The following is a 26,489-nucleotide window of genomic DNA, read 5'->3' as shown; positions in this document are numbered from 1 at the left end:
GCCGGCGTCGAGCTCCCGGCGGTCGGACGGCGATCGGCCCGTGGGCCGGTCACCGGCGCCGCGCGGTGCGCCGGCGGGAGCGCCGACGCAGGCGCGACGGTCGTACGGTTCAGCTACCCCGGGCGCACCGGCCCGGACGGGGCGTCACGCGGGCTGCTCGGGCTGGGTGCTCCCGGACGTCGCGGGCTCCACGACGGCGGTCGCACCGTCGATCTGTACCACGCGCACCTCCGAGCCCGGCAGCACCCTGCCGGACGAGTTCGGGATCCCGTCGTCGGGAAGCCGGGCGCTCCACACCTCGCCGGACAGCTTGACCCGCCCGCCGGTCTCGGTGACCTCGGAGATCACGACGGCGAGCCGGCCCACCTGCCCGGCGGCGTTGGTCTCCACGAGCGGCATGCGCTGCTTGAGGTGCCGCAGCAGCCACGGCCGGAGGGTGAACAGCAGCAGGACCGCCACGACGCACGCCACGACGATCTGCAGCCAGAACTCACCACCGGCGGCCGCCGTCACGGCCCCGCCGACGGCGCCTCCGGCGAGCATGATGAGCACGAGGTCGAGCGAGAGCATCTCGACCGCGGCGAGCACCAGCGCCCCGCCGACCCACCACAGCCACGAATCCATGATCACCTCCGCAGGCCCCGGGCCGGACCCTGCTGTGCGCGGCCACGGGGTTTTGCTCAGACTTTACCAAGGTTCCGCGAAGTCCGGGGCGCCCGCGCCCAGCGGGTCGCGGCGTTGCCTGGCCCCGACGACGGAACGATCAGCGGCCGGCGGGACGCGCGGCGCGCGCCAGCCAGCGGCCGCCGCCGTGGGCGACCATCAGCGGCGTGCCGAACGCCTCCGAGAGGTTCTGTGCGGTGAGCACGTCCTCGATCGGGCCGGCCGCCTGGATCCGCCCCTTCCCCATGAGCAGCAGGTGGGTGAACCCCGGCGGGATCTCCTCGACGTGGTGCGTCACGAGCACCAGCACGGGCGACGCCTCGTCGCCGGCGAGGCCGGAGAGCATCCCGACGAGCTCCTCACGCCCGGCGAGGTCGAGGCCGGCGGCAGGCTCGTCGAGCAGCAGGATCTCGGGGTCCGTCATCAGGGCCCGGGCGATCTGGACCCGCTTGCGCTCGCCCTCGGACAGCGTGCCGTAGAGCCGGTCCACGAGGTGCGCGGCGTCGAAGGACGCCAGCAGGTCCTTGGCCCGCTGGACGTCGAACTCCTCGTACGCCTCCTGCCAGCGGCCGGTGACCCCGTACGCCGCGGTCAGCACGACGTCGCCGACGCGCTCGTGCCCGGGGATGCGGTCGGCGAGCGCCGCCGACGACAGCCCGATACGGGGCCGCAGCTCGAACACGTCCACCCGGCCGAGCCGCTCGCCGAGCAGGTCGGCGGTGCCCGCCGTCGGGTGGGAGCGCGCGGCGAGGATCTGCAGCAGCGTCGTCTTGCCGGCGCCGTTGGGGCCGAGCACCACCCAGCGCTCCCCCTCGTTCACCTGCCAGTCGACGCCGTCGAGGATGGTGGAGGTGCCGCGTCGGACGGTGACGCCCTTCAGGTCGAGAACCGCGCTCATGAGGCCCGACCCTACCCGAGCGCGGGCCGTCCCCCGGCGTCCGTCCGGGCACTCCCGCAGCGGCGTCGGCGCTGCTCCCCGGGTGTGCGGACCACGATGCCCGCACCCTGCCCGGACGTCTACTGTGAGGCCGTGGACACCGACACGAACGACCTGCCGCGCAGCGTCGTGCTCGCGCTGTGGCTGGGGTGCGTCGGCGCCGCGCCGGGCGTCGTGGCCCGCAGCGTGTCAGGCGACGACGAGCCGCACACCGTCGCCGGCCTGCCCGACGCCACCTCGGACGCCGCGTCGGCGGGGATCCGCGAGCTCGCCGCGACCTGGGGCACGGGGCCGCGCGAGGTCGTCGCGCTGCTGCCCGCCCCCGGCGACCCCGCCGGCGTTCCCGCGGCCGTGAACCACGACGCGACCGAGGCCGGCGAGTGCCTGCTCGTGACGACGGCGTCCGGGTCGTGGGCGGCCGTCCCCCGGGTCACGGGCTTCGGCAGCGCCCTCGAGCCGGGGCACCTCGTGAGCTGGCAGGTCAGCCCGGTGCCCGCCTGGTCCACGCAGGTCGCCGGGGCGCTGGGCGCCCTGGCCGACGCCGAGCGGGAGCTGCGCACGAGCCTGATCACGGCCACGGAGGCGCTGGACTCGCTCGACGTCGCACGGTGGCGCGACGATGCCGCCGACGCGATCGAGCGGCTCCGGTCCGGCAGCACGTCGGCCTGGCCGGTGCCGGAGCTCGACGGGCGGCGCGCCCGGGTGCTGCAGCTGGCGACGCGGCTGCTGGGCATCGTCGACCTGGCCCGCGTCGACGACGGCGGCGCCGTCAACGTGTGGCAGGCCGACCAGCGGTCGACGGCGCTGCGCGAGGTCGAGCGCACGGCCCGGCACGCGCTGGCGGCGGCCACGTACGCCTCGGTTCCCGGCTGAGGCTGGGCTGAGGCGGAGACGCGGCGCCGGCCCCGCTCAGCCGTCCAGGACGGCCCGGTAGACGTCCATCGTGCGCTCGGCGACCGCCGCCCACGAGAACGACGCCTCGGCGCGGGCGCGGCCCGCGGCGCCCATCGCGGCGGCGCGGGCGGGGTCGTCGAGCACACCGGTGAGCGCGGCCGCGAGGTCGGCGACGAAGCGCTCGGGGTCGAGCGGCGTGCCGGTGCCGTCGTCCGCCTGCTCGATCGGTACGAGCGCACCGGTCACCCCGTCCTCGACCACCTCGGGGATGCCGCCGGTGGCGGTGCCGACCACGGGCAGGCCGACCGCCATCGCCTCCAGGTTGACGATGCCGAGGGGCTCGTACACCGACGGGCACACGAAGACGGTGCTCGCGGCGAGCACCGCCACGAGGTCGGGCCGCGGGAGCATCTGCTCGATCCACACGACCCCGGCGTCGTCCCCGGAGCCGGCACCGGTACCGCCCCGCGCGGCGCGCAGGTCGGCCACCAGCGCGCGCACCTCGGCGAGGATCTCGGGGGTGTCCGGCGCCCCGGCGCAGAGCACCAGCTGCACCTCGCGGGGCAGCGCGGCCGCGGCCCGCAGCAGGTAGGGCAGGCCCTTCTGCCGGGTGATGCGCCCGACGAACACGACGGCCGGCCGGTCCGGGTCGACGCCCAGCTCGCGCACGGCACGCTCGGCCGCCGTGTCGCCGGCCGGCGGGCGCTGCCACCCGGCCAGGTCGATGCCGTTGTGCACCACGTGGACCCGCCGCGGGTCCAGCTCGGGGTAGACCCGCAGGATGTCGGAGCGCATGCCCGCCGAGACCGCGACGATCCCGGCGGCCCCGAGGTACGCCGTCCGCTCCGCCCAGGAGGACACGGCGTAGCCGCCGCCGAGCTGTTCCGCCTTCCAGGGACGCAGCGGCTCCAGGGAGTGCGCCGTCACCACGTGCGGGACCCCGTGCAGCAGGCCGGCGACGTGCCCGCCGAGGTTCGTGTACCAGGTGTGCGAGTGCACGACGTCGGCGCCGGCGACGTCGGCCGCCATCTGCAGGTCAACGCCCAGGGTCGCGAGCGCGGGGTTGGCGTGCGCGAGCCCGGCGGGAACGCCGTACCCGGCGACGGCGTCCCGGTCGCGGCCGGCGCCCTCGACGGGCGGCCGCTCGCCGTCGAAGCACCGCACCCGCACGTCGGCGTGCCGGCGCAGCGTGGCCGACAGCTCGGCCACGTGCACCCCCGCTCCCCCGTACACGTGCGGCGGGTACTCGCGCGTCAGCATGTCCACCCGGATCTCGCCCACGGCCCCAACCTACCCAGGGAGCCGCCCGCCCACCGGGCGCCGCGCGCGAGCCCCGGGGGCACGACCGTGCCCGGGGCTCTAGGGTCGAGTCATGGCCTCGTCCCACCCCCGCGTGCTCGCGATCGTCCTCGCCGGCGGCGAGGGGAAACGTCTCATGCCGCTGACGGCGCACCGGGCCAAGCCGGCGGTCCCGTTCGGCGGGATCTACCGCCTCGTGGACTTCGCGCTGTCCAACATCATCAACTCCCACTACCTGCACGTCATCGTGCTCACGCAGTACAAGTCCCACTCGCTCGACCGGCACATCGCCAAGACCTGGCGCATGTCCGCGCTGCTGGGCAACTTCGTCTCGTCCGTCCCCGCCCAGCAGCGGGTCGGCAAGCACTGGTACCTCGGCAGCGCCGACGCCGTCTACCAGTGCCTCAACATCCTCGACGACGAGCGCCCCGACATCGTCGTGGTGGTGGGTGCCGACCACGTGTACCGGATGGACTTCTCGCAGATGGTCGACGCGCACGTCTCCTCGGGCGCGCGGGCCACGGTGGCCGCCATCCGCCAGCCGATCGCGCTGGCGGACCAGTTCGGGGTGATCGAGGTCGACCCGGACGACCCGACGCGCATCCGCGACTTCCTGGAGAAGCCGACCAGCCCGGTGGGCCTGCCCGACTCCCCCACCGAGGTGCTGGCCTCGATGGGCAACTACGTCTTCGACGCCGACGCGCTCGTCGAGGCCGTGACCGCCGACTCGGCGGACCCGGACTCCCGCCACGACATGGGGGGCGACATCGTCCCCGCGTTCGTGGCCGAGGGCACCGCAGGCGTGTACGACTTCATCCGCAACGACGTGCCCGGGACGACCGACCGTGACCGCGCCTACTGGCGCGACGTCGGGACGATCGACGCCTACTTCGAGGCGAACACCGACCTCATCGCCGTCGAGCCGGTGTTCAACCTCTACAACGACGAGTGGCCGCTGCACACCGGGTACACCGGCCTGCCTCCCGCCAAGTTCGTGCACGCCGGCGCCGGGCGCCTCGGCCACGCCGCCGACTCGATCGTCTCGCCAGGTGTCCTCGTCTCCGGCGCGACCGTCGCAGGGTCCATCCTGTCCCCGGGCGCGCACATGCACTCGTGGGCGACGGTGACCGACTCCGTCGTCATGGACAACGTCCAGGTGCACCGGCACGCCCAGGTCCACCGCGCCATCCTCGACAAGAACGTGGTGGTGGGCGAACGGGCCCGGGTGGGGGTCGACCACGACCAGGACCGGGCCCGCGGCTTCACCGTCACGTCGTCGGGGATCACCGTCGTCCCGAAGGGCACCGTCATTGCTTGACCGCACCGCACCCGACCCCACCGGCACCAGCCCCGCCGAGGGCGGCGCCTCCCCGGCGCCCGGCCGGCGTCCGCGCCGCCTCGTCGTCACCGACGTCGACTCGACGTTCATCACGGCGGAGGTCATCGAGCTGCTCGCCGACCACGCGGGCACCCGCGAGCAGGTCGCCGCCGTCACCGAGCGCGCGATGCGCGGCGAGCTGGACTTCGCCGGGTCCCTGCGCGAGCGGGTCGCCACCCTCGCGGGCGTCCCCGTCGACGCCCTCGACGAGGTCCGCGACGCGGTCCGCCTCACCCCGGGCGCCGCGGAGCTCGTCGCCGAGTCGCGGCGCCGCGGGTGGGAGTTCGGCCTCGTCTCGGGCGGCTTCGCCGAGATCCTCGAGCCGATCGCCGCGGACCTGGGGATCCGGCTCTGGCGCGCGAACCGCCTGGAGGTCTCGGGCGGCCGCCTCACGGGCCGCACCGTCGGCCCGGTCGTGGACCGCGCCGACAAGGCCGCCACGCTGCGCCGGTGGGCCGGCGAGTGCGGGCTGCGCATGGTCGACACCGTCGCGGTGGGCGACGGCGCGAACGACCTCGACATGATCGACGCCGCGGGCATCGGCGTGGCGTTCGCCGCCAAGCCGCTGGTGCGGGCGCAGGCGCCGTTCAGCATCGACGGGCCGCGGCTCGACGCCGTGCTCGAGGTCATCGACCGGGTCGACCAGGCGGCCGGCCTCGCCGGGGAGTGAACTCACGACGACGCCCCGCCCGCGCCGCGCGGGGACGCGGTGCGGACGGGGCGTCGTCGGCGGTCGGAGGCGGGCGTCAGGACGGGCGACCGACGTGCACCAGGCGCGCGGACCCGCGGCCCCACGCCGACCAGCCGTGCTCGGCGGACTCGAGGACCGAGTAGGTGGCCGTGGGCACCCCGACCCGCACCTGGGCGAGCGCGGCGTCGTCCGAGCCGTCCGCGGCGAGGTAGGCGGCCGTCGCGGCCATCGTGGGCTCGTGCCCGATGACCAGCAGGGTCCGCACGTGGTCGTCGACGCCGCGCAGCAGCTCGCGCACGTCCCGCACGCTCGCCTCGTACAGCTCGTCGCGCACCTGCAGGCCGCCGGACGGCACGCCGTCCAGGTGCCCCTTGGCGATGTCCCACGTCTGCCGGGTGCGCAGCGCCGACGACACGAGCGCGAGGTCGGGCACCAGCCCGGCCGCGGTGAGCGCCGCGCCCACGCGGCCCGCCTGCTTGCGGCCCTTGAGCGCCAGCGGCCGCTCGTGGTCGAGCACGCCACCGCCGCCAGGCTCCGCCTTGGCGTGACGCAACAGCACGAGCCGCCACGGAACCGTGGCGTGCTCTGACTGTGTTACCGCTCTCATGCGCTCCGTCTCATCACGTCGGTCAGCTCACTGGCCCATCGCGTGCACGCCACCGTCCACGTGGACGATCTCGCCGGTCGTGGCGGGGAACCAGTCCGACAGGAGCGCCACCACCGCACGGCCGGCGGGCTCGGCGGTCGTCTGGTCCCAGCCCAGCGGCGCACGCTGCGGCCAGGCGTCCTCCATGGTCGCGAAGCCCGGGATGGACTTGGCGGCCGTCGTACGGATCGGCCCGGCGGAGACGAGGTTACACCGGATGCCGTGGGGCCCGAGGTCGCGGGCCAGGTACCGGTTGGCGGACTCCATGCCGGCCTTGGCGACGCCCATCCAGTCGTACACGGGCCACGCGAACGTGGCATCGAAGGTCAGGCCCACGTAGGCGCCGCCGTCGGTCATCAGCGGGCGCGCCGCCTCGATGAGCGACTTGTAGGAGTACGTCGAGATCTGCAGCGCGGTGGCGACGTCGTCCCACTGCGCCGACAGGAAGTTGCCGCCCATGACGCTCTGCGGGGCGAACCCGATCGAGTGCAGGACGCCGTCCAGTCCGTCGACGTGCTCGCGCACCCGCTCCGGCAGGGCGGCGAGGTCCTCCGCGCTCGTGACGTCGAGCTCCACGACCGGCGCCTCGACGGGGAGCCGCTTGGCGAAGGCCTGGGTGAGCTTCATCTGGCGGCCGAACGAGGTGAGCACGACCTCGGCGCCCTCCTCCTGCGCGAGGCGCGCCGCGTGGAAGGCGATCGAGCTGTCCGTGAGGACGCCGGTGACGAGAAGCTTCTTGCCGTCGAGCAGAGCCATGGTGACCTTTCGCTGGTGCTGGTGGGAGCGTAGCGGCACCGGGGCCGCGAGGGGGAACCGGTCCGCGGACGTGGCGCGGGCCGGCCGGGTGTGGAGCCGGGGTCGTGCGGGGTCAGTGGCCCATGCCGAGACCGCCGTCGACGGGGATCACGGCGCCGGAGACGTACGCGGCGGCGTCGGAGGCGAGGAACTCCACGACGCCCGCGACCTCGTCGGTCGCCGCGAACCGGCCGGCGGGGATGGAGGCCTTGTACTGCTTCTGGGTCGCCTCCGGCAGGGCGGCGGTCATGTCGGTCTCGACGAAGCCCGGGGCGACGACGTTCGCGGTGATGCCGCGGCCGCCGAGCTCGCGCGTGACGGAGCGGGCCATGCCCACCAGGGCCGCCTTCGACGACGAGTAGTTCACCTGGCCGGGCCCGCCGTAGAGGCCGACGACCGACCCGACGAGGACGATGCGGCCCTTGCGGGCGCGGATCATGCCCTTGGAGGCGCGGCGCACGCACCGGAAGGTGCCCGTCAGGTTGACGTCCAGGACGGTCTCGAACTCCTCGTCGCTCATGCGCATGAGCAGCTGGTCGCGGGTGACGCCGGCGTTGGCGACGAGCACCTCGACCGGGCCGAGGTCCTTCTCGATCTCGGCGAACGCGGCGTCGACGGCCGCGCTGTCGGTCACGTCCGCGACGACGCCGTGGACCCCGGCGGGCAGGTCCCCGCCGCGGTAGAGGGTCGCGACCCGGTCGCCGGCGGCGACGAAGCGCTCGGCGATCGTGCGGCCGATGCCGCGGGCCGCGCCGGTCACGACGACGACGCGGCCCGTCGCCTCCTCGGGCTCCTGCGCGGACGTCGCGGGGGTGGCGTCGGTCACGGTGGTCTCCTCGGTCACGGGAACGGTCGGGGTGGCGTACGAAGGCGGCGTGGCGACCGGGCCGCCCGCGGGGCGGCCGGCGGCCGGCGCACCGGGTCCCGGTGGCGGCCACGCACCCAGGTGACGCTACCTCCTGACGACCGGCGGGCCCGGTCGCGACGGGCCACACGAGTCCGCGGCCGTTTGTCGGATCCCTACAAGCGACCGTGCGTCCGGGGCGTCCTCGGTGCCGGACCGGCGGCCGTAGACTGGCCGGGTGAGCAACGTCCGCGCGACCTCACCCGGTCCGCAGCCGTCCGGTCGCAGGCGGCACCCGGCGGACCAGGGCCCGCAGGTCCCCTCGATCACGAGCGCTCCCGAGCCGCTCGCGGACGACCAGGCGCGCCGCACCCGGCGGTACCTGGTCCAGATGGGGGTGCGCCTCGTCTTCTTCCTCGCCGCCGTCTCGATCTACGTCGGCGGGTGGGCACCCGTGTGGGTCATGTGGACGATGATGGCGGCCGCCGTCGTGCTCCCCTACTCCGCCGTGCTGTTCGCGAACGCCGGCCGCGACCGCACGAGCTACGACACCTCTCCGGTCACGGAGCAGGCCCGCGCGGCGCTGCCCGTCACCGGGGCGACCAGGGCTTCCCAGCCGGCCGACCGCGCCGAGCCGGCGGCGTGGTCGCCCGCCGACGGGCACGAGGGGCACACGGTCGTGGAGCACGGCGACGCCCCCGGCACCCCGGACGGCGACACGGCACGGACCGACCGAGCCGGCGAGGGCCAAGAGAACGACGAGAACGACGACGATCCCGCGGGAGGACGCTGATGGACGTGCTGGGGCTCGGGGCCGACCCCGTGGCGGGCGAGCTGGTCTGCTCCGCCAAGGGCTGCCGGGAGACGGCCGCCTGGGGGCTGCTGTGGAACAACCCGCGCCTGCACACGCCCGAGCGCCGCAAGGTGTGGCTCGCCTGCGAGGCGCACCGCGAGCACCTGGAGCAGTTCCTCGGCGCGCGGTCGTTCTGGAAGCGGACCGTGCCCGTCGAGGACCTCGACCACGAGCCCGGCGGGCCCGGCGCCGCGTGAGCACCGAACGTCCCGCGGCCCCCGGCGCTCCCGACGGCCGGGCGGCGCCGGCGGCGCCGCGCACGCGCCGGCAGTGGGTCACCCTCGGCCTGGGGGCGGTGCTGCTCGCCGCGCTGTGCGTCCTGGCCGCGGTCTGGCAGTGGCACCGGTACACCGACCGCGAGGCGCAGATCGACCTCGTCGAGTCCAACTACGCCGCGGACGCGGTGCCCCTCGGCGACCTGCTCGCCGGGCCGGGCGCGACGCTCGCCGCCGACGACGTGTGGCAACCCGCCGAGGCGACGGGCCGCTACCGCCCGCAGGACACGGTGCTGCTGCGCAACCGCCCCGTCGGCGGCCGGCCGGGGTTCCACGTGCTGGTGCCGTTCACCACCCAGGTCGACGGCGAGCGGGTCGTGCTGGTCGTCGACCGCGGCTTCGTCCCCCTCGGCGAGGACGCGAGCTCCCCGGCCGCCGTGCCCGACCCGCCGTCGGGCGAGGTGACGGTGACCGTGACGATGCGGGCCGACGAGCCGCCGTCCGACCGTGGGGCCCCGGCCGGGCAGGTGCAGGCCGTCAGCACGGCGCAGGTGCTCGCCGCGAGCCCCGAGGGCGCGGGCTGGGCGGACGGCGCGACCGTCGGCGCCTACGGCCAGCTCCGCACGGAGGACCCGGCGCCCGACGCCGCCCTCGGCGCTCTGCCCGAGCCGGACACCGACCCGGGCTCCCACCTCAGCTACACCGTGCAGTGGTGCGTCTTCGCGCTCGGCGCGCTCGGGGGGTACCTGCTGCTGTGGCGGCGTGAGACCCGGCCGGTGACGGTCACCGCCGGGGACCTGCTGGCCGGCGAGCCGGGGGCACCGGGCGGAGGCGGCTCCCGGCGCCGGGGCCGCCGGCGCGTCGACGAGGACTACGAGGACGCCCTGCTGGACGCCGCCGAGGCGTCGGCCGCCGACCGGGCGCCCGCGCCGGCGCGCGACGCGCGGGACACGGCTCAGGCCAGGGACACGAGCTCCGCGTAGTCGTCCGACCACAGGTCCTCGTCGCCGTCCGGCAGCAGCAGCACCCGCTCGGGGTTCAGTGCGTCCACCGCGCCGTCGTCGTGCGTGACCATGATCACCGCGCCCTCGTAGGAGTTCAGCGCGCCGAGGATCTCCGCGCGCGACGCCGGGTCGAGGTTGTTCGTCGGCTCGTCGAGCAGGAGCACGTTGGCGCTCGAGACGACGAGCGTGGCGAGCGCCAGGCGCGTCTTCTCCCCGCCGGAGAGCACGTGGGCGGGCTTGTCGGCGTCGTCCCCGCTGAAGAGGAACGACCCGAGCGTGGTCCGCACCTGCGTGTCCGTGAGGTCGGGCGCGCTGTGCCGCAGGTTCTCCACGACGGTGGCGTCCATGTCGAGCATGTCGTGCTCCTGGGCGTAGTAGCCCATCTTCAGCCCGTGACCGGGGACGACCTCGCCGGTGTCCGGCTCCTCCACCCCGGCGAGCAGCCGCAGCATCGTCGTCTTGCCCGCGCCGTTGAGACCCAGGATGACCACGCGCGAGCCGCGGTCGATCGCCAGGTCGACGCCGGCGAAGACCTCCAGCGAGCCGTAGCTCTTCGACAGCTCGCGGGCCATGAGGGGCGTCTTGCCGCACGGGGCCGGCTTCGGGAACCGCAGCGCGGCCACCTTGTCGGTCTGCCGCTCGGTCTCCGTGCCGGCGAGCATGCGCTCGGCCCGCTTGATCATGTTCTGGGCGGCGGTCGCCTTGGTGGCCTTGGCGCGCATCTTGTTCGCCTGCGCCATCAGGGTGCCGGCCTTCTTCTCGGCGTTGGCACGCTCCCGGCGGCGACGGCGCTCGTCCTGCTCGCGCTGCTCGAGGTACTTGTCCCAGCCGAGGCTGTACTGGTCGAGCTCGCCGCGGTTGGCGTCCAGGTGGAACACCTTGTTCACCGTCGCGCGCAGCAGCTCGACGTCGTGGGAGATCACGATGAACCCGCCCGGGTACGACTTGAGGTAGTCGCGCAGCCACACGATCGAGTCGGCGTCGAGGTGGTTGGTGGGCTCGTCGAGCAGGAGCGTGTCCACCCCGGAGAACAGGATGCGGGCCAGCTCGACGCGGCGGCGCTGGCCGCCCGAGAGCGTGTGCAGGGGCTGGGCGAGGATGCGGTCGTCGAGAGCGAGGTTGCTCGTGATGCGGTGCGCCTCCGACTCGGCGGCGTAGCCGCCGGCGGCGAGGAAGCGGGCCTCGAGCTTCGGGTACCGTTCCATGGCCGCCTCGTGCGTCGCGGCGTCCTCGGACGCCATCGCCGCCTCCGTCTGGCGCATCTGGGTCACGATCCGGTCCAGTCCGCGCGCGCTGAGCACCCGGTCCATGGCGAGCACGTCGAGGTCGCCGGTGCGGGGGTCCTGCGGCAGGTAGCCGATCTCGTTGCCGCGCGTGATCTGCCCGGCCGTGGGCAGGCTGTCGCCGGCGAGCGTCTTGGTGAGCGTCGTCTTGCCCGCGCCGTTGCGGCCCACCAGGCCGATGCGGTCGCCGGCGGCGACGCGGAACGTGGCGGGGTGCAGGAGCGTGCGGGCGCCGAAGCGCAGCTCGACGCCGTGGGCGGTGATCACAGAGGTCTTCCCTCGGGTGGACGGTGATGGGCGCCCTGCGGGGCCGGCCTCGTCCGGGCCGGCCGCGGGCAACCCTTCGAGTGTACGGTGCCACCGACGGGGCATCGCCCGGATCTTCGCCGCGAGGGCGGCCGTGCGTCCGACGTCACCCGACCACACGGACCGGGCACCGGGCGACACCCGCCCGGGCGATCCGCACGTCGGCGGTCACGAGCGTGACGTCGTGCGCCTCCGCCGCCGCGACGTAGCCCGCGTCGTACGCAGACAGGTTCGGGTGCAGCTGCCACATCCGGGCCAGCAAGGGACCCGTCGGCGCGACGGCGGCGGTCACGCGCGTCAGCCATCCGACGGCGGCGACCGCGCGCTCCCGGTCCAGCCTGCCACCGAGGTGCAGCCCGCGCACGGCCGAGAGGACCTCTGTGCGCCAGTGCTCGGGGACCACCCAGTCCGGGTCGGTGTGGAGGACCTCGGCGGCCGCCGCCCTGCGCGGGTCCGCCCCGGGTACGGCGAAGAGGAGCGCGACCGTCGAGGCGTCCGGGACGATCACCGCGCGCCCGCGCGGCCCTCGTCCAGCGCCTCGAGCACGTCGTCGACCGTGAAGTCGCCCCTGCCGGGCCAGCCCGCGGTCTCGTCGACGAGCGCGCGGTTGCGCGTGAACGACGCCTCCCGCAGCACCACCTCGCGCAGGAACATGTTCAGCGACTGCCCGTTCTCCCGGGCGCGCTCGGCCAGCACGTCGCGGACGTCGTCCGGCACGTCGCGGATCTGCAGATAGGCCATGCACCCATCGTACACTCATAGTGCATGCACTCTCCGTCGGTCCCGCCTGGCACCGCCCGGGAGGCGCGCTCAGCGGGCGGGGTCGACCATCGTCATCCCCGCGACGACCTCGCGGTCGAGACCGGGCAGCGCCGCCGCGGCCTCCTCGAGGCCGACGACGCGCTCGACGAGGGCCTGCGGACGCAGGACGCCCCGCGCGACGAGGTCGAGCATGCCCGGGTAGTCGGCGGCCGCCATGCCGTGGCTGCCGAGCAGGTCGAGCTCGTACGCGATCACCCGGTCCATCGGCACGCGCGGGTGGCCGTCGACCGGCGGCAGCAGCCCGATCTGCACGTGGCGCCCGCGCCGGCGCAGGCTGGCCACGGCGTCGCCGCAGGTGCTCTCGCTGCCGACGGCGTCGACGGCGACGTGCGCTCCCCCGCCGGTCAGCCCCGCCACGACAGCCGGGACGTCGGTGGCCCCGTCCGCCAGCACGACGTCGGCCGCGCCGGCGTGCCGTGCCGCGTCGAGCGCCGGCTCGTGCCGGTCGACGGCGACCACCTGCGCGCCGAGCGCGCTCGCGATCATCACGGCGCTGAGCCCGACGCCGCCCGCGCCGACCACGACGACCCGCTCCCCCGCCGCGAGGCGGGCGCGCCCGACCAGCCCCCGGTAGGCCGTCGCGAACCGGCACCCGAGGGCGGCGGCCGCCTCGGCGCTCACGTCGTCGGGCACGGCGACGAGGTTCGCGTCCGCGGCGTGCAGGGCGACGAGCTCGGCGAACGACCCCCAGTGGGTGAACCCCGGCTGCGTCTGCGCGGGACACACCTGCGCGTCGCCGCGGGCGCACCAGGCGCACCGGCCGCAGCCGCACACGAACGGCACGGTCACCCGGTCGCCGACGCGCCAGCGCTCCACGCCCGCGCCGACCGCCGCGACCTCGCCCGCCAGCTCGTGACCGGGCACGTGCGGCAGGGCGATGCCGTCGTCGTGCCCCGCCCACCCGTGCCAGTCGCTGCGGCACAGGCCGGTGGCCGCCACCCGCACGACCACGCCGCCGTCGGGCGCCACCGGCTCGGGCACGTCCCGCACGCGCGGCACCGCGCCGAACTCGTCGAAGACCACTGCTCGCACCGGCCCAGCCTCGCACGCCGCGCCCTGGGGTGGTGGCCGCGCTGCCGACGGCGTAGAACGAGAGCATGGATCCGGTCCGCGTCTACCTGGTCGACGACCACGAGCTCGTCCGGCGCGGCCTGCGCGGGCTCCTCAGCACCGAGGACGGCATGGAGGTCGTCGGCGAGGCGGGGTCCGCCCGCGAGGCGCTGCGGGACATCCCGCCCCACCGCCCCGACGTCGCCGTGCTCGACGTCCGGCTCCCCGACGGCTCCGGGGTGGAGGTGTGCCGCGAGCTGCGGTCCGCCATGCCCGAGCTGCGGGCGCTGATGCTCACGTCCTTCGACGACGACGAGGCCCTGTTCGCCGCGATCATGGCCGGCGCCTCAGGGTTCCTGCTCAAGGTCGTCTCGGGCTCGGACGTCGTCGACGCGGTCCGGCGGGTGGCGGCCGGCCAGTCCCTCATCGACCCGGCCCTCGTCTCACGGGTCCTGGACCGGGTGCGGTCCGGCCCGGCGCAGGACCCGGTGCTGGGCGCGCTGAGCGAGCAGGAGGTGAAGGTGCTGGCCCTCGTCGCCCAGGGGCTCACCAACCGGCAGATCGGTGCGAAGATGTTCTTGTCCGAGAAGACGGTGAAGAACTACGTGTCGAACATCCTGACCAAGCTCGGTCTGCGCTCCCGGACGCAGGCCGCGGTGCTGGCGGCCCGGCTGCTGGGGTAGCCGGGACGTCCGCGCTACGCAGGGGCGGGCAGGGGCACCTGCCAGGTCAGCGTGCTGCCCGACGGGACGCGCCGTTCGAGGGCGAGCGTCCCGCCCAGCTCGGTGGCCCGGTCGCCGAGGTTGCGCAGGCCGCTGCGCGGGGCCGACGGCGCCGGCCCGACGCCGTCGTCGCTGACCACGCACGTCAGGCGCTGGGGCGTGGCGGTGACCGCCACCCACACGGTGCTGGCGCCGGCGTGCCGGGCACAGTTGGACAGCCCCTCGCGCAGCACCGCGACCACGTGGTGGTGGACCGACGGCTCCACCAGGGTGTCCAGGGGACCCTCGACGGTCAGCACGGGCGGACGCCCCAGGGCCGGCCCGTACTCGGCGACCAGGCTCTGCACCTTGGCACGCAGCGAGGCCCGGTGCTGGTCGACCGGGCGCAGGTCGACGATCGACCGGCGTACCTCGGTGATGGTGGCGTCGAGCTCGTCCATCACCGTGCGCAGGGCCGTGCGGTCCTGCTCCGGCAGCCCCTTCTCGAGGATCTTGAGCTGCAGGCCGAGGGCGAACAGGCGTTGCGTCACGCCGTCGTGCAGGTCCCGGGCGATCCTGTTGCGCTCCGCCAGGACGGCGAGCTGCTGCTGCATCTCGCGGGTGTGGCGCCGCTCGAGGACGAGCGAGGCCTGCCCGGCGAAGTTCGCGACCAGGTCCGTGTCGTCGCCGGCACCGTCCAGGTACGGCTCGCGCGGCAGCACGACGACCAGGGCGCCACGGGTGAGCGCGTCGATCGACAACCGCGTCATGACGACGCCCCCGTCACCGAGGTCGGCCCAGCGGGTGCTGCCGCTGGCCATCGCCAGCATGAGCGTCGGGCGGACCTTCTCCAGCGTCTCGTACGGGTCGTGGGTCCCGTCGCCGCTCGCGGCACGCACCGTGAACCGGCCCAGGGCCACCGGGTCGGGGTCGGGGGCGACGGCGATGGCGACCTGCCCGGCGGCCCCCTGCAGGGCCTGCCGCAGGACGGCGTCGAGCGCGTCGTCCGGGCGGACGGTGCGCAGCACCTCGCCGGGCAGCGCGGCGGTCGCCTCGAACCAGCGCGCCCGGCGCTCCGCCGTCATCAGCAGCCTCGCATGGTCGATGGCCAGGCCGGCGAACCCCGACAGGGCGACGACCGCCCGCTCGTCGGCGGCGGTGAACCTGCGGCCGTTGGTCTTGTCCGTCAGGTAGAGGTTCCCGAAGACCTGCCCGCGCACCGTGACGGGGACGCCGAGGAAGGACGTCATCGGCGGGTGGTTCGGCGGGAACCCGGAGGACGACGGGTGGTCGGCGAGGTCGTCGAGCCGCAGCGTCTCGTGGTGGGTGATGAGGTGTCCCAGCAGCCCGCGCCCGGTGGGCAGGTCGCCGATCGCGCGCCGGCCGTCCTCGTCGATGCCCTCGGCGATGAACTCGACGAGCTCGCGCCGCGAGCGCCCGATCACGCCGAGCGCACCGTAGCGGGCGCCGGCGAGCTTGCAGGCCGCACGGACCACGCCCACGAGGAGGTCCCGCAGGTCGAAGTCGGTGGAGACGCCGTTGACCGCCTGCAGGATGGCGTCCTCCACCTCACGGGTGGTCCGGTCCACGTCTTGAGCGTAGACCGGACCACCGCCACCGGCGAGCCCCGCGTCGGGCGGGCTCAGGTGAGCGCCGGCCAACGTCGCACCAGCGCGGTCCGCTCCCACCACCGGCCGATCCCGAGCGTCCGACCGGCGTCCCCGAGCGCCAGGGCCACGAGGACCAGGGCGTAGATCAGGTGGTCGTCCATGAACGGGTTGTTCGCGGGCGGGAGCACGGCCGTCCACATGAGGACCAGCATGACGGCCCCGGCCCCGGCCGCGATCCGTACGCCGGCCCCGAGGATCAGCGCGACCCCGATGCCGAGCAGACCGATCATGAAGAGCCAGTCGAGCCACGACTGCCCGGCCAGCCCCTGGTAGAACCCGGCGAACGGGCCGGCCGTCGCCCCGGCGAGGAAGCCGGTGGTCGGCTCGCCGCCGCGCAGCCAGGCGTCGGCGGACGCGGTCTCGTGCCCGAGGCCGAACGTCTTGTCGAGGAAGGCCCACAGGAAGACCCAGCCGAGGCTGATCCGGATCAGGCCTCCGACGACCCGCAGCGCGCGGCGCGAGGACCGCTCCTGCTCGACGACGGGTCCGTGGTCGGCGACGTGCGCCGACGCCTCGGGCGGCGGTGCCGCGGCGTGCCGACGCCGTTCGTGGACGTCACTCATGATGGTGCCTCCTCAGGGAGCGCCCCCGGCGGGGGCGACGGTCTGGTGTCCTCGGTGCTCTCGTCCACGGTCTCGTCCGCGGTCACGTCCGTGGTCACGTCCGCGGTCGCCTCCGTGGTCTCGTCCGCGGTCTCGGGGGCGGCCTCCACCCGCGCCGGCACCGGGACCACCTCCACCGGGCAGGGGGCGTGCTGGAGCACGGTGCGCGTCACGGTGCCGAGCACGGACGACACCATCCGCGTCCCCAGTCCGCCGCGCCCGTGGCGCCCGATGACGAGGACGTCGGCCTCGGCCGCGCGCCTCACGAGCGTGTCCGCGACGTCGGCGTACTCCATCCGGGTCTCGTACCGCACGCCCGGGTACCCGGCGGCGGCACGCGCGACGAGCCCGTCGATGATGCGGTGCGACTGGGTGCCCCACTCCTGCTGCACCGACCACTCGTCCACGAGGTAGCTGTAGAACGGGTCGAGCCGCCAGCAGTGCAGGATCTCCAGGCGGGCCCCGCGCTGCGCCGCGAGGGCGAACGCGCGAGCCAGCACCGCGGCGGAACCCGCGGACCCGTCGACACCCGCGACGAGGCGTCCGTGCTCTCGGCCCTGGTCCCAGACCTCGGGGACGCTCACGACCGGACAGGTCGCCCGGGCCACGACGCCGAAGGTGGTGCTCCCGGTGAACAGCCGCTGCGCACGCGTGCCGTCGCGGTGGCCGAGGACCACCAGGCGCGCCTGGCGCCCCGCCGTCGCCAGCAGCTCCGCGGCGGGCCCCAGGGCCACCTGCAGCCGGGTGCGGACCCGCCCCTCCGAGAGCCGTTCCACGAGCGCGTCGGCCTCGGCGAGCCGCTCGTGCCCGACGTCGACGAGCGGGTCGCTCGCCAGCAGCGGCAGCATCGGCCCGACCGGCACGACGTCGTGGACGGCGGTGATCAGCCACAGGGAGCAGTGCTCGCGCTCGGCCTCGCAGACGGCGTAGGCGAGCGCGCGCGAGGAGTCCGCCGAGCGGTCGATCCCCACCACGACGGGCTCGTCGTGCCTCGGCTCCATCACACGCTCCCCGGGTCGGTCCGTGCGCGCTCCCCGCGCACCTCTTCACCGTGCTCCCGGCCCGGCGCGCCCGGCAGGGCCGAGGGGGCACCGACGACCGTGCCGTTCGGTTCACCCGTCCCCGGGCCGTCGGCCCCCGCCGGGGCGGGCCGACGTCCGGTGCTCCCGGACCAGGTCGTCCACGGGCCGCCGTGGTGTGCGCGCCGGGCGGGCGCTGTACCCGAGCCGCATGAGCATCTGCGGCGCCGCACCCAGGGACAGCACCGTGCTCAGGTCGTGGCGGGTGGTCGGGTTCTCCAGCACCGTCGTGGCGAACGACGCGTGCACGAAGTAGGTGGTCGCGACGAGCAGCAGGTGCTCGAGCGCCTGCCCGGCGGCGACCCAGTCCCGGGGCGAGTCGCCCGGCGTCGTGAGGACCGCCATCGTCGACCGCCGCTCGAAGTGCACCAGGCCCGAGCGCGCGCTGAACCGGCGCACGGGTGCCCCCTCCTCCGCGGCGGCGGGCCCCAGCAGGTCGCGCGGGATCCCGTCCGGCCGGGCCGAGCGCGCCCCACCCGTCCAGGCCCGCTCCTCGCCGACGCCGACCTCGTCCTCGGCCGCGAGCGCCTCCGCCCGGCGCACGAGCGCCAGGACCTGCTCGCGCACGGGGTCGGACGCGGGGACCGCGCGCAGCCCGGCGCCCTCGTCGCGCGCCGCAGCGCGCAGCGCCTCCAGGACGTCGACGTCCAGGGGCTGGTCGTCGAACGGCACCCGCGAGGTGACGCGCCGCTGGATCGCCACGGCCAGCTCGAGCTCGTCCGTCTCCGGCCCTGGCCCTGGATCCAGGTCCACGACCGCGACCAGCCCGGGGTCGGCGGGGTCGGGCAGCACCCGCACGCGCGGGCGCAACGACTCGCGTCGCGCGGCCGTCCGGGCGTTGAACAGGAAGGCCCCGCAGCTGATGAGCATCTCGCGACCCTGCGGGTCCGTGTGCCGCAGCTGACGGGCCGGGTCGGCACGCACCTCGAGGGTGCTGCCGTCGAACCGCACCCGCCACGGCTGCGTGTTGTGCACGCTCGGCGCCCGCCCGGCCGACTCCACGATCCGCTCCACCCGCGCGTCGACGACGTCCATCGAGTCCTCCCTCGTGCCCGTGCAGGCCCCCGCCGTCACCCTCCCGCCCCGACGGGTCCAGCGCACCACCGCGCCCGGGCGCCGGACAGGGCGGAACGGCCCCCGGCGCCCCGGCCGATGGGCCCGCCGTCACCCAGCGACACGGGACTACCTGCGCGCGGCGCGGGACCTTCGGCCCTGTCCCCCGGCGCACGCTGACGGCGAGGGTGGCGTCATCGAGAGGTTCGGGCCGTGGCGGCTCGAGGGGGAGGCGACATGAGCGACGCACGCAGGCGCACCGAGCGGATCATCACCGCCGGCATGCGCGCACCGAGGTTGCCGCGGGCGCTGCCGTGGCTCGTGGAGGTCGACGACGGCGGTATCACGGTGCGGGTGGGCCCGTCGTGGGTGGACCAGCACGCGGGGGCGCACCGGGAGACCTATCTCAGCTGCGGTGCGTTCGTGCTCAACGTCCGCGTCGCCGCCGAGCACGAGGGGCTCGACGCCTATGCCCGGCTTCTTCCCGACCGTTCCGACCCGCTGGTGGCCGCACGCATCCAGATGAGCCCGTCGGCGGCACGCTACTTCGACGAGCCCGGCCTGCACGAGGCGATGTCGGCACCACGCCGGGCACCGGCGTCGCTGGGAGCTCCGCTCCCGACGCCTGCGGGCCGCGCCGTCGACGGGCCGCTGACCGACGTGCTCCGGCGTGCGGCCGTGCGCGAGCACGCCGGGCTCACGTTCCTCGGGCCGGACGACCTGGCCGGCGTCGAGGGCAGGGCCCCGGCGGACCCGGTGGAACGGCCGCCGCTCGCCGGAGCCGTCGTGACGACGATCGGGGACGGGCCGTACAACTGGCTCGTCGCCGGCCAGGCGATGGAGCGCATGCTCCTGGTCGCCGCCTCCCGCGGGGTGCGCGCGTCGTGCTCCGCCCGTGTCTTCGACGACGGCCCGACGAGGGACGGCGTCGAGCAGGCGTGGGGGGTGGACGGGCGACCCCAGGCGCTCGTCCGCCTCCCCGCCCGGGCCGCGGCGGAGCAGGCCCCCCAGCGGGACCTGCTCCGCCGCACCGCCTGACCGATCCCGAGACACGCCGCGTGGCGAGAAACGGACGAGCATGAGCATCACCTGGTCGCACGGCGTCGTCGTCGGCGTCGACGGCTCCGACGAGAGCTACCACGCCTTCGGCTGGGCGCTCGCGGCGGCGGACCGCCACGACGCCCGCCTGACCCTCTCGCACGCCGAGGTCATCCCGGTGGGGCCGATCACCCCGGTGCCCGCCTACGACCCCGGCGCGATCCAGGAGACGACCGAGGCCCTGCTGCGGCACGCCCTGGAGCGCAGCGGGCCGCGTCCCGACGGGGCGACGCCCGTCGACGCGTCCGGCAGCACCGGCACGCCCGCCTCCGTGCTCGTCCTGCAGTCGCGCGACGCCGCCCTCGTGGTCGTGGGTCGCCGGGGCACGGGCCGGACGCACCGGATCCTGGGCTCGGTGTCCGCCGCGACCGCGGCGCACGCGCACGGCCCGGTGGCCGTGGTGCCCGCCGGCTCGACCGGCACCGCGCCGGCGCGCGTCGTCGTCGGCGTGGGGTTCGACGACGACCCCACGACCGCCCTCGACCTGGCGTTCTCCGAGGCCGACCGCTCCGGCAGCCCCGTCGCGCTCGTGCACGCGATCCAGCCGGCCACTCAGGTCGCCCGGGAGTCCGGGTCCGGCGACCCTCCGGAGATCCACCAGGCGCTGCGCGGGCTGCTGGACCGTTGGTCCGGGCGATACCCGGGCGTCACCTGCGAGGTGGACGCCCGCCCGGGGGTGGCCGCGGAGGTCCTGCTCGAGCACGCCACCCCGGACGACCTGCTGGTCGTCGGCGGCCGGCGGCACTCCCGCCTCGCCGGCCGGCTGCTGGGGTCGGTGCCCGACGCACTGCTCGCGGACGCCCCCTGCGTGGTCGCGGTCGCGCACACGCCGCGCACCGTGTCCGAGCCCGTCTGACCGCGCCCGGGGTCGACGGTCGTGCGGGCGTGGACGACGGGGGGCTCGGCAGGAAGCCTGACCCTCGCGGAGCTGGCGGAGCCGCGCCCCGGTCCCGACGAGGTCCTGGTCCGGGTCGAGGCCTGCGGCGTGTGCCGCACCGACCTGCACGTGGTGGACCGGGAGCTCCCCGTGCACCTGTCACCGGTGGTCCCCGGCCACCAGGTCGTCGGGACGGTCGTCGACGCCGGACCGGCCGTCCGCCGGCTGCGGCCCGGCGACCGTGTGGGCGTCGCCTGGTTGCGGCGCACGTGCGGCGTGTGCCGGTGGTGCCGGGACGGACGGGAGAACCTCTGCCCCGCCTCCCGCTTCACCGGGTGGGACGCGCACGGTGGGTTCGCCGAGCTCACGGTGGCGCCGGAGGCGTTCACGTACCGGCTGCCGCACCGGCTGGATCCCGTCGCGACCGCCCCGCTGCTGTGCGCGGGCATCATCGGCTACCGGGCGCTCGTCCGGGCCTGCCTGCCGCCCGGGGGCATGCTGGGTCTGTACGGCTTCGGCTCCAGCGCGCACCTCACCGCCCAGCTGGCCTCGGCGGCCGGCGCACGGCTCTCGGTCATGACGCGGGGCGCGCAGAACCGGGAGCTGGCGCGGCGCGGCGGCGCGGACTTCGTGGGTGGCGCCACGGACCGGCCGCCGGCGCCCCTGGACTCCGCGATCGTCTTCGCGCCCGCGGGCGAGCTGGTGCCGCTGGCGCTGGAGGCCACCGCCCACGGCGGCACCGTGGTGCTCGCCGGCATCCACATGAGCGACGTGCCGTCGATGAGCTACACGAGCCACCTGTTCGGCGAGCGGGACCTGCGCACCGTCACCGCGAGCACGCGCGCCGACGGCGACACGCTCCTGCGCCTGGCCGACACGCTCCACGTCGCCCCGAGCGTCACGACCTACCCGTTCGAGCGGACCGGTGCCGCGCTCGACGACCTCCGTGCCGGGCGCGCCGCCGGGTCGCTCGTCATGACGACGACCTGAGCGGCGAACGGCCGCTCCCCCGGCGCCGCCCGCGGTGGGCACGCCGGCGGGCCGCCTTGTCCGCGGCGTCGGCGAGCACGACGAGGACCGGGGCGAAGCCGGCCACCGCCCATCCCACCGCCGGCGGGGGGCTGCCGCCCAGCACCTCCGACAGCGGCGCGGACAGGAACAGGCCGAGCAGCAGCAGGCCCACGACGACGGCCGTCAGGAGCAGGTGGTTCCCGCCGAGCGGGAGCGCGCCCGCCCAGCGGTGCTCGCTCCGGCAGGCGAAGACGTTGCCGAGCTGGCCCAGCACGACCGCGGTGAAGGCCGCACCCGAGGCGAGCGCGAGTGTCGTGGCGGAGACGTCCGCCCCGAGGCTCCAGCCCGCGAGCCCGAGCACCGCGACGAAGGCTGCCATCTCGACTGCCGCCTCCGCGGGCCCGAGGACGCCGAAGACGCGCAGCAGCACCCGTCGGTCGACGAGCGCTCCCGTCCGCTCCCGCGGGCCCATCGTCCGCCGGTCCGGGGGCTCGGCGCCCAGCGCGAGCGCGGGCAGCAGATCGGTCCCGATGTCCAGGGCGAGGATCTGCAGCACGGTGAGCGCCAGCGGGACGGACCCGCCGCTCAGCGCCCACACGAGGAACGGGGTGAGCTCGGCGACGTTGTCCGTCAGGTGATAGGTGAGGAACTTGCGGATGTTGGAGAACGTCGCCCGTCCCAGCTCCACCGCCGCTACGATGCTGCCGAAGGCGTCGTCGAGGAGCACGACGTCCGCGGCCTCACGCGCCACGTCGGAGCCGCCACGGCCCATGGCGACCCCGACGTCGGCCTCCCGGAGCGCCGGGGCGTCGTTGACCCCGTCTCCCGTCATCGCGACCACGTGGCCCCGGGCACGCAGCGCCCGGGCGATGCGCAGCTTGTCCTCGGGCGTCACCCTCGCCACGACGAGACCGTCCCGGTCGACGAGCCGGCCGAGCGCGTCGTCGTCCGCCGGCAGGGCCGCGCCCTCGACGACCGTCGGCTCACCACGACACAGGCCCACCTCCCGCGCGACGGCCGCGGCGGTCCTGCGGTGGTCCCCCGTGAGCATGGCGAGCCGGATCCCGGCGGCGCGGCACGAGGCCACGGCCGCGTGGACGTCGTCCCGCACCGGGTCCTGCAGCGCCACCAGCCCGAGCAGCCCGAGGCCGGCCTCCACGCGTGCCGCCCGGTCCCGCACGTCGCTCTCCCGGGCCGGGCGCGCCGCGACGGCCAGCACCCGCAGACCCCGACCGGTGAGCTCGGCGAGCGCGTCGTCCGCCGCCCCCGGGTCGGCGGTGAGCGGGACCACGGCGTCGGGAGCACCCTTGACGAACACCCGGTCCCCCGCGAGCACGGACATGCGCCGGCGACGGGCGTCGAACGGGAGTCGTCGGCGCACCGGTCGTGCGGCCTCCGCGGCCGCCACGTCGACGCCGGCGCGCAGTGCCAGGACGTGAAGGGCCACCTCCATGGGATCCCCGTGGGGGGTCCACGTCTCACCGCTGCGCAGCAGTCTGCCCGTCGAGCAGCGGGTGGCGCCGAGCGCCAGGTCGCGCACCGCGGCCCGCACGTCGCGTTCGTGGTCCGCGGCGGTCGCCGCCCCCGTGCCGGCCCGCCCGGGGACGGCGGTGATCCTGCCCGTCGGGGCGTAGCCGTGCCCGACGACCTCAGCCGCCCCGCGCGGGGTCCAGACCGCGACGACCGACATCTCGTTGCGAGTCAGGGTGCCGGTCTTGTCCGTGCAGACGAACGTGGTGGCGCCCAGGGTCTCGACGGCGTCCAGCCGCCGCACGAGGGCGTTGCTCGCCGCCATGCGCTGCGCTCCACGGGCCAACGACAACGTCACGGTGGGCAGCAGCCCTTCGGGGACCAGGGCGACGGCGACGCCGACCGCGAAGAGGAAGCCGTCGGAGGGCGGGACGTCGAGAACCAGGGTGACGGCGAAGAACGTGCCGCCGATGGCGATCGCGATGCCCGCGATCGTGCGCACGACGCGCCGCAGCCGCAGGTCCAGCGGGCTGGCCGACCGCCTGGACCGTCTGGTCAGACGCACGACCTGGGCCAGCTCGGTGGCTTCGCCCGTCGCCGTGGCCTCGGCGGTGGCCTCGCCCTCCAGGACATAGGTGCCGGCGCGGACCGTCTCAGCCGTGGCGGGATGTGTCGCGGCGCTCTCCCCGGTCAACGCCGAGGCGTCGACGGCGAACCCGTCCGCGCCGGCGAGGCGGGCGTCAGCGCAGATCGCGTCGCCCGCCTCGAGCACCAGCAGGTCTCCGACCACCACGTCACGCGCGTCGATCAGGCGGCGACGACCGTCACGCACCACGGTGGCGCGTGCCGGCATCAGGTCCAGCAGCCGCTGACCGGCACGGTCCGCCCGGTGCTCCTGCGCGAACGCGAACGCTCCGTTGACGATCACCACCGCGACCGTGGCGACGGCGAGCTGTGGCATGCCTCCGACCCAGGCGAGGACGGCCGCGCCCCACAGCAGGAGGGCGAAGAAGTGCGTCAGCTGCGCGACGGCGAGGCGTGCCGACGACGGCGGTCGTGCGCGCGGGAGGACGTTCGGGCCGCGTTCCCGGAGACGGTGCGCCGCCTCGGACGCCGACAGGCCGGCCACCTCGTCCGCCACGCTCGCCACCGTGCGCCTGCCGGCCGTGTGTCGCGGGGGCCGATCACGGCCTGCGCCGCACGTCGGCCGCCTCGCGTGCGAGATGCTCGCCCCAGGCCCGGGCTCGCTCGGCCTCGTCGGGCAGCAGCGGCCCCTCGACGTCGGCGACGTAGAAGGACTCGCCGTGCACGACGGTCCGGTGACCGCCCCGGCGCAGCTCGCGCTCGGCGGCCCGCGCCGCCGAGCCGGGAAGATGGCGCGCGCCCGCGACACGGGTGTCGAACGTCGCGTACAGGCGGTCCGGCCGGTCGGCCGGCAGCATGTCGATCCAGTCCCGGATCCCGGCGGTGTCCCGCGGGAGGGTGTCCGCGCGCTCCTGCGCCTCGCGCCGCGTCCGTGGCCGGCTCATGCTGAAGGCGTGCGTCGGTCCTCCGACGACGACGAGGGTGTCGTCCGCCTCCTGGCGTGCTCCAGGCTCGTCGACGGCGACGACACGTACCGGCATGTGCCTGCCGAGACCGTCGGCGACGGCCTCGGCGACCTTCGCGGTGTTGCCGAAGCTGGACTCGTAGACCACCAGGGCCGACTCGTCGTCCACGGCGTCGGCGTCAGCGCTCCTCACGGTCCCTCCGTTCGTGGGCGACGACCACCGCGCACGGCGCGTACCGCAGCACGGCGTCCGCCACCGAACCCATCAGGCGGCCGACGACGCGGGGGTGGCGGCGGCCGCCGAGCACGAGCAGGTCACGTGGGGTGACCCCCTCGAGGAGCGCCTCGCGCGCCGGGCCGCGCCGGATCTCGACCGTGTGCTCGATGTCGGTGTACTTGCCGGCCCAGGACTCGAGAGCCTCGGCACGCTCCTGGAGCACCGGCGGGGCGGGATCCCCGAGGACCTCGGTCACGACGTGCGCCGGCGGGTCGGGGTCGAAGACGTGCCGCAGCACCACCGGGCGCCCGGCCGCGCGCCCTTCCGCGAAGGCGAGGTCGAGCAGGGGGCCCGGGTCGTCGTAGGGATCGACGCACGCGACGACGCGCTCGGGCGCGGACGTGGACGCACCGGGCGGGACCACGGCCGCCGGACCTCGCGCCGTCGCCGCCATCGCCGCGGACACGGACCCGAGCACGAGCCGTTCCATGCCGGACCGTCCGCTGCGCCCCACGACGACGAGGTCGGCCGTGCGCGAGCTCCTCACGAGCAGATGCACGGCGGACCCGGTGAACGCCTCGACGCCGACCTCGCCGGGGGCGGGGATCCCCAGGTCGGCGATCGCCCGCCGCGCCTCGTCGACGTACGACCGGTGCACGTCGGTCTGGTCGACGTACGCCCCGGTCATCCCGTACGGCGCGGCGTAGGCCGTGAGGAGCGACAGCCGCGCCTCGTGGCGAGCGGCCGTCGCGACCGCCCACTCCAGCGCGTGCCTGCTGTCGGGCGACCCGTCGAACCCCACCACCACACCGTGCGGCCACCTGTACGACTTCGTGACGTCCATGGACGCTCACCTCCTTGCCTCAGGACACCGGTTCGTCGGTGCCGCCCTGAAGTGCCGCCGGTCCCGTCTCCGTGGGGCCGAAGGTCCCGGCCGTGCCGACGGCGCTCACGCCTCGACGGCCGGGCCCGCGACGGCCACCGCGATCCTCGTGCGCCACGTGGCCGGGTCGGGGTCCGACTCGGGACCCGCCTCGTACAGCTCCCACGACTGGTCCACGGACCGCAGGTCGTGCTCCGTCATCCACGACTCCAGCCGGGCGTACGTGTCCGGGAGCGTCTCGTACGACCCGACGTGGACGACTTCGACGACCCTCGCCTCCGGGAGCGCGTCGGCGACCGCCACTCCACCGTCCGGCTCCTCGGCACCCGGCAGGCCGCCCGGTCCCGCCGGCTCCCGCACGGGCTCGACCACCGGGAACCCGACCTCCACGTCCACGCCGTCGCCCAGGTGTCCGCGGTACCGCGCGTAGGGCGGCCCGGCAGGCCGGGCTCCGGCGCGCTCCACGAGACCCGCCGCCCGGGGGATCATCCGCTCGAAGAGCGCGGGCAGGTCCTGCATGCGCACCACCTGCCGGAACCCGAGAGTCGGCTGCTCCACCGACTCGATGATCCGGATCTCCTGCTGCTCGTCCACCGTCC

Annotated in this window: 28 protein-coding genes; 10 read left to right on the top strand and 18 right to left on the bottom strand. The window is 75.5% G+C overall.

Features of this window, described 5'->3' with window-relative positions; all coding sequences use genetic code 11:
- Positions 1 to 144 precede the first annotated feature (144 nt).
- Together EYB28_RS09925 and EYB28_RS09920 are read right to left on the bottom strand one after the other, a co-directional pair.
- Positions 145 to 624, bottom strand: coding sequence for an NfeD family protein (locus tag EYB28_RS09925; RefSeq protein WP_166847237.1), 480 nt, complete (start codon positions 622 to 624; stop codon positions 145 to 147).
- A 139-nt stretch (positions 625 to 763) separates the two neighbouring features.
- Positions 764 to 1,561 (bottom strand): ABC transporter ATP-binding protein, encoded by a 798-nt coding sequence (locus EYB28_RS09920; protein WP_166847234.1) that lies wholly within the window; start codon positions 1,559 to 1,561, stop codon positions 764 to 766.
- 132 nt (positions 1,562 to 1,693) lie between these two features.
- Here EYB28_RS09920 and EYB28_RS09915 point away from each other — a divergent pair, with 132 nt between their 5' ends.
- Positions 1,694 to 2,473 (top strand): hypothetical protein, encoded by a 780-nt coding sequence (locus EYB28_RS09915; RefSeq protein ID WP_240930484.1) that lies wholly within the window; start codon positions 1,694 to 1,696, stop codon positions 2,471 to 2,473.
- A 36-nt stretch (positions 2,474 to 2,509) separates the two neighbouring features.
- On the opposite strand, the gene glgA is transcribed toward EYB28_RS09915, so the two are convergent.
- On the bottom strand, positions 2,510 to 3,766 hold the full coding sequence (glgA, locus tag EYB28_RS09910) for a glycogen synthase (protein WP_166852119.1): 1,257 nt from the start codon (positions 3,764 to 3,766) through the stop codon (positions 2,510 to 2,512).
- 100 nt (positions 3,767 to 3,866) lie between these two features.
- On the opposite strand from glgA, the gene glgC reads away from it, so the two are divergent.
- On the top strand, positions 3,867 to 5,111 hold the full coding sequence (glgC, locus tag EYB28_RS09905; RefSeq protein WP_166847228.1) for a glucose-1-phosphate adenylyltransferase: 1,245 nt from the start codon (positions 3,867 to 3,869) through the stop codon (positions 5,109 to 5,111).
- A complete protein-coding gene (serB, locus tag EYB28_RS09900; protein WP_166847224.1) occupies positions 5,104 to 5,841 on the top strand; it encodes a phosphoserine phosphatase SerB in 738 nt (245 codons plus the stop codon). Before glgC ends, serB begins: the two co-directional genes overlap by 8 nt.
- Positions 5,842 to 5,917: 76 nt before the next feature.
- On the opposite strand, the gene EYB28_RS09895 is transcribed toward serB, so the two are convergent.
- The 3 genes from EYB28_RS09895 to fabG all read right to left on the bottom strand — a co-directional run bounded on the left by EYB28_RS09895 (position 5,918) and on the right by fabG (position 8,129).
- Positions 5,918 to 6,421, bottom strand: coding sequence for a histidine phosphatase family protein (locus EYB28_RS09895; RefSeq protein ID WP_240930483.1), 504 nt, complete (start codon positions 6,419 to 6,421; stop codon positions 5,918 to 5,920).
- Between the two features lie 75 nt (positions 6,422 to 6,496).
- Positions 6,497 to 7,264 carry an enoyl-ACP reductase FabI gene (fabI, locus tag EYB28_RS09890; protein WP_166847219.1) on the bottom strand — a complete coding sequence of 256 codons (768 nt, stop codon included), beginning with the start codon at positions 7,262 to 7,264 and terminating at the stop codon, positions 6,497 to 6,499.
- Positions 7,265 to 7,376: 112 nt separating this feature from the next.
- Complete coding sequence (gene fabG, locus EYB28_RS09885) at positions 7,377 to 8,129, bottom strand: 3-oxoacyl-ACP reductase FabG (protein ID WP_166847216.1); 753 nt, start codon at positions 8,127 to 8,129, stop codon at positions 7,377 to 7,379.
- A 256-nt stretch (positions 8,130 to 8,385) separates the two neighbouring features.
- Here fabG and EYB28_RS09880 point away from each other — a divergent pair, with 256 nt between their 5' ends.
- The 3 genes from EYB28_RS09880 to EYB28_RS09870 are packed head-to-tail and all read left to right on the top strand — an operon-like array spanning position 8,386 to position 10,198.
- Positions 8,386 to 8,940, top strand: a complete 555-nt coding sequence (locus EYB28_RS09880) for a DUF3099 domain-containing protein (RefSeq protein ID WP_166847214.1) — start codon at positions 8,386 to 8,388, stop codon at positions 8,938 to 8,940.
- Entirely contained in the window at positions 8,940 to 9,197 is a 258-nt protein-coding gene (locus tag EYB28_RS09875; RefSeq protein ID WP_166847211.1) for a hypothetical protein, read from the top strand. Before EYB28_RS09880 ends, EYB28_RS09875 begins: the two co-directional genes overlap by 1 nt.
- Positions 9,194 to 10,198: an SURF1 family protein gene (locus EYB28_RS09870; protein ID WP_166847210.1), complete on the top strand. Its 1,005-nt coding sequence runs from the start codon at positions 9,194 to 9,196 to the stop codon at positions 10,196 to 10,198. Before EYB28_RS09875 ends, EYB28_RS09870 begins: the two co-directional genes overlap by 4 nt.
- Here EYB28_RS09870 and EYB28_RS09865 read toward each other — a convergent pair.
- The 4 genes from EYB28_RS09865 to EYB28_RS09850 form a co-directional block, all read right to left on the bottom strand.
- On the bottom strand, positions 10,171 to 11,769 hold the full coding sequence (locus EYB28_RS09865; protein ID WP_166847208.1) for an ABC-F family ATP-binding cassette domain-containing protein: 1,599 nt from the start codon (positions 11,767 to 11,769) through the stop codon (positions 10,171 to 10,173). The genes EYB28_RS09870 and EYB28_RS09865 overlap by 28 nt on opposite strands.
- 145 nt (positions 11,770 to 11,914) lie before the next feature.
- A complete protein-coding gene (locus EYB28_RS09860; RefSeq protein WP_166847205.1) occupies positions 11,915 to 12,316 on the bottom strand; it encodes a type II toxin-antitoxin system VapC family toxin in 402 nt (133 codons plus the stop codon).
- The gene (locus EYB28_RS09855) at positions 12,313 to 12,549 is read right to left on the bottom strand and encodes a FitA-like ribbon-helix-helix domain-containing protein (protein ID WP_205710885.1); all 237 of its coding nucleotides are present in this window, start codon (positions 12,547 to 12,549) and stop codon (positions 12,313 to 12,315) included. Before EYB28_RS09855 ends, EYB28_RS09860 begins: the two co-directional genes overlap by 4 nt.
- Before the next feature lie 69 nt (positions 12,550 to 12,618).
- Positions 12,619 to 13,662, bottom strand: a complete 1,044-nt coding sequence (locus EYB28_RS09850; protein WP_166847200.1) for an alcohol dehydrogenase catalytic domain-containing protein — start codon at positions 13,660 to 13,662, stop codon at positions 12,619 to 12,621.
- Positions 13,663 to 13,727: 65 nt separating this feature from the next.
- Between EYB28_RS09850 and EYB28_RS09845 the strand changes: the two genes are divergently transcribed.
- Entirely contained in the window at positions 13,728 to 14,363 is a 636-nt protein-coding gene (locus tag EYB28_RS09845) for a response regulator transcription factor (RefSeq protein WP_166847198.1), read from the top strand.
- Positions 14,364 to 14,377: 14 nt separating this feature from the next.
- Here EYB28_RS09845 and EYB28_RS09840 read toward each other — a convergent pair whose 3' ends face one another.
- The 4 genes from EYB28_RS09840 to EYB28_RS09825 form a co-directional block, all read right to left on the bottom strand.
- Positions 14,378 to 15,970 carry a GAF domain-containing sensor histidine kinase gene (locus EYB28_RS09840; protein WP_166847195.1) on the bottom strand — a complete coding sequence of 531 codons (1,593 nt, stop codon included), beginning with the start codon at positions 15,968 to 15,970 and terminating at the stop codon, positions 14,378 to 14,380.
- A gap of 53 nt (positions 15,971 to 16,023) precedes the next feature.
- Positions 16,024 to 16,614: a DoxX family protein gene (locus tag EYB28_RS09835; RefSeq protein ID WP_166847193.1), complete on the bottom strand. Its 591-nt coding sequence runs from the start codon at positions 16,612 to 16,614 to the stop codon at positions 16,024 to 16,026.
- Positions 16,611 to 17,654: a universal stress protein gene (locus EYB28_RS09830; RefSeq protein WP_166847190.1), complete on the bottom strand. Its 1,044-nt coding sequence runs from the start codon at positions 17,652 to 17,654 to the stop codon at positions 16,611 to 16,613. Before EYB28_RS09830 ends, EYB28_RS09835 begins: the two co-directional genes overlap by 4 nt.
- A 111-nt stretch (positions 17,655 to 17,765) precedes the next feature.
- The gene (locus EYB28_RS09825; RefSeq protein ID WP_166847188.1) at positions 17,766 to 18,767 is read right to left on the bottom strand and encodes an Acg family FMN-binding oxidoreductase; all 1,002 of its coding nucleotides are present in this window, start codon (positions 18,765 to 18,767) and stop codon (positions 17,766 to 17,768) included.
- 255 nt (positions 18,768 to 19,022) lie between these two features.
- On the opposite strand from EYB28_RS09825, the gene EYB28_RS09820 reads away from it, so the two are divergent.
- Genes EYB28_RS09820 through EYB28_RS09810 form a run of 3 tightly spaced genes read left to right on the top strand, consistent with a single transcriptional unit; the run spans position 19,023 to position 21,750 of the window.
- The gene (locus EYB28_RS09820) at positions 19,023 to 19,823 is read left to right on the top strand and encodes a hypothetical protein (protein WP_166847186.1); all 801 of its coding nucleotides are present in this window, start codon (positions 19,023 to 19,025) and stop codon (positions 19,821 to 19,823) included.
- Between the two features lie 40 nt (positions 19,824 to 19,863).
- Positions 19,864 to 20,739 carry a universal stress protein gene (locus EYB28_RS09815; protein WP_166847183.1) on the top strand — a complete coding sequence of 292 codons (876 nt, stop codon included), beginning with the start codon at positions 19,864 to 19,866 and terminating at the stop codon, positions 20,737 to 20,739.
- A gap of 21 nt (positions 20,740 to 20,760) precedes the next feature.
- Entirely contained in the window at positions 20,761 to 21,750 is a 990-nt protein-coding gene (locus EYB28_RS09810) for a zinc-dependent alcohol dehydrogenase family protein (protein ID WP_166847181.1), read from the top strand.
- On the opposite strand, the gene EYB28_RS09805 is transcribed toward EYB28_RS09810, so the two are convergent.
- The 4 genes from EYB28_RS09805 to EYB28_RS09790 all read right to left on the bottom strand — a co-directional run bounded on the left by EYB28_RS09805 (position 21,734) and on the right by EYB28_RS09790 (position 26,484).
- Entirely contained in the window at positions 21,734 to 24,382 is a 2,649-nt protein-coding gene (locus EYB28_RS09805) for a cation-transporting P-type ATPase (RefSeq protein ID WP_240930482.1), read from the bottom strand. The genes EYB28_RS09810 and EYB28_RS09805 overlap by 17 nt on opposite strands.
- A 43-nt stretch (positions 24,383 to 24,425) precedes the next feature.
- Positions 24,426 to 24,983 (bottom strand): flavodoxin family protein, encoded by a 558-nt coding sequence (locus tag EYB28_RS09800; protein WP_240930481.1) that lies wholly within the window; start codon positions 24,981 to 24,983, stop codon positions 24,426 to 24,428.
- Positions 24,970 to 25,851: a universal stress protein gene (locus EYB28_RS09795; RefSeq protein ID WP_166847176.1), complete on the bottom strand. Its 882-nt coding sequence runs from the start codon at positions 25,849 to 25,851 to the stop codon at positions 24,970 to 24,972. The genes EYB28_RS09800 and EYB28_RS09795 overlap by 14 nt, the downstream gene beginning before the upstream one ends.
- A 105-nt stretch (positions 25,852 to 25,956) precedes the next feature.
- A complete protein-coding gene (locus tag EYB28_RS09790) occupies positions 25,957 to 26,484 on the bottom strand; it encodes a GyrI-like domain-containing protein (protein WP_166847174.1) in 528 nt (175 codons plus the stop codon).
- Positions 26,485 to 26,489: the final 5 nt, after the last annotated feature.

Origin of the sequence: Isoptericola sp. BMS4, from assembly GCF_011634835.1 — a bacterium.
Lineage (GTDB): Bacteria > Actinomycetota > Actinomycetes > Actinomycetales > Cellulomonadaceae > Isoptericola.
This window is presented reverse-complemented; position numbering and strand designations above follow the sequence as displayed.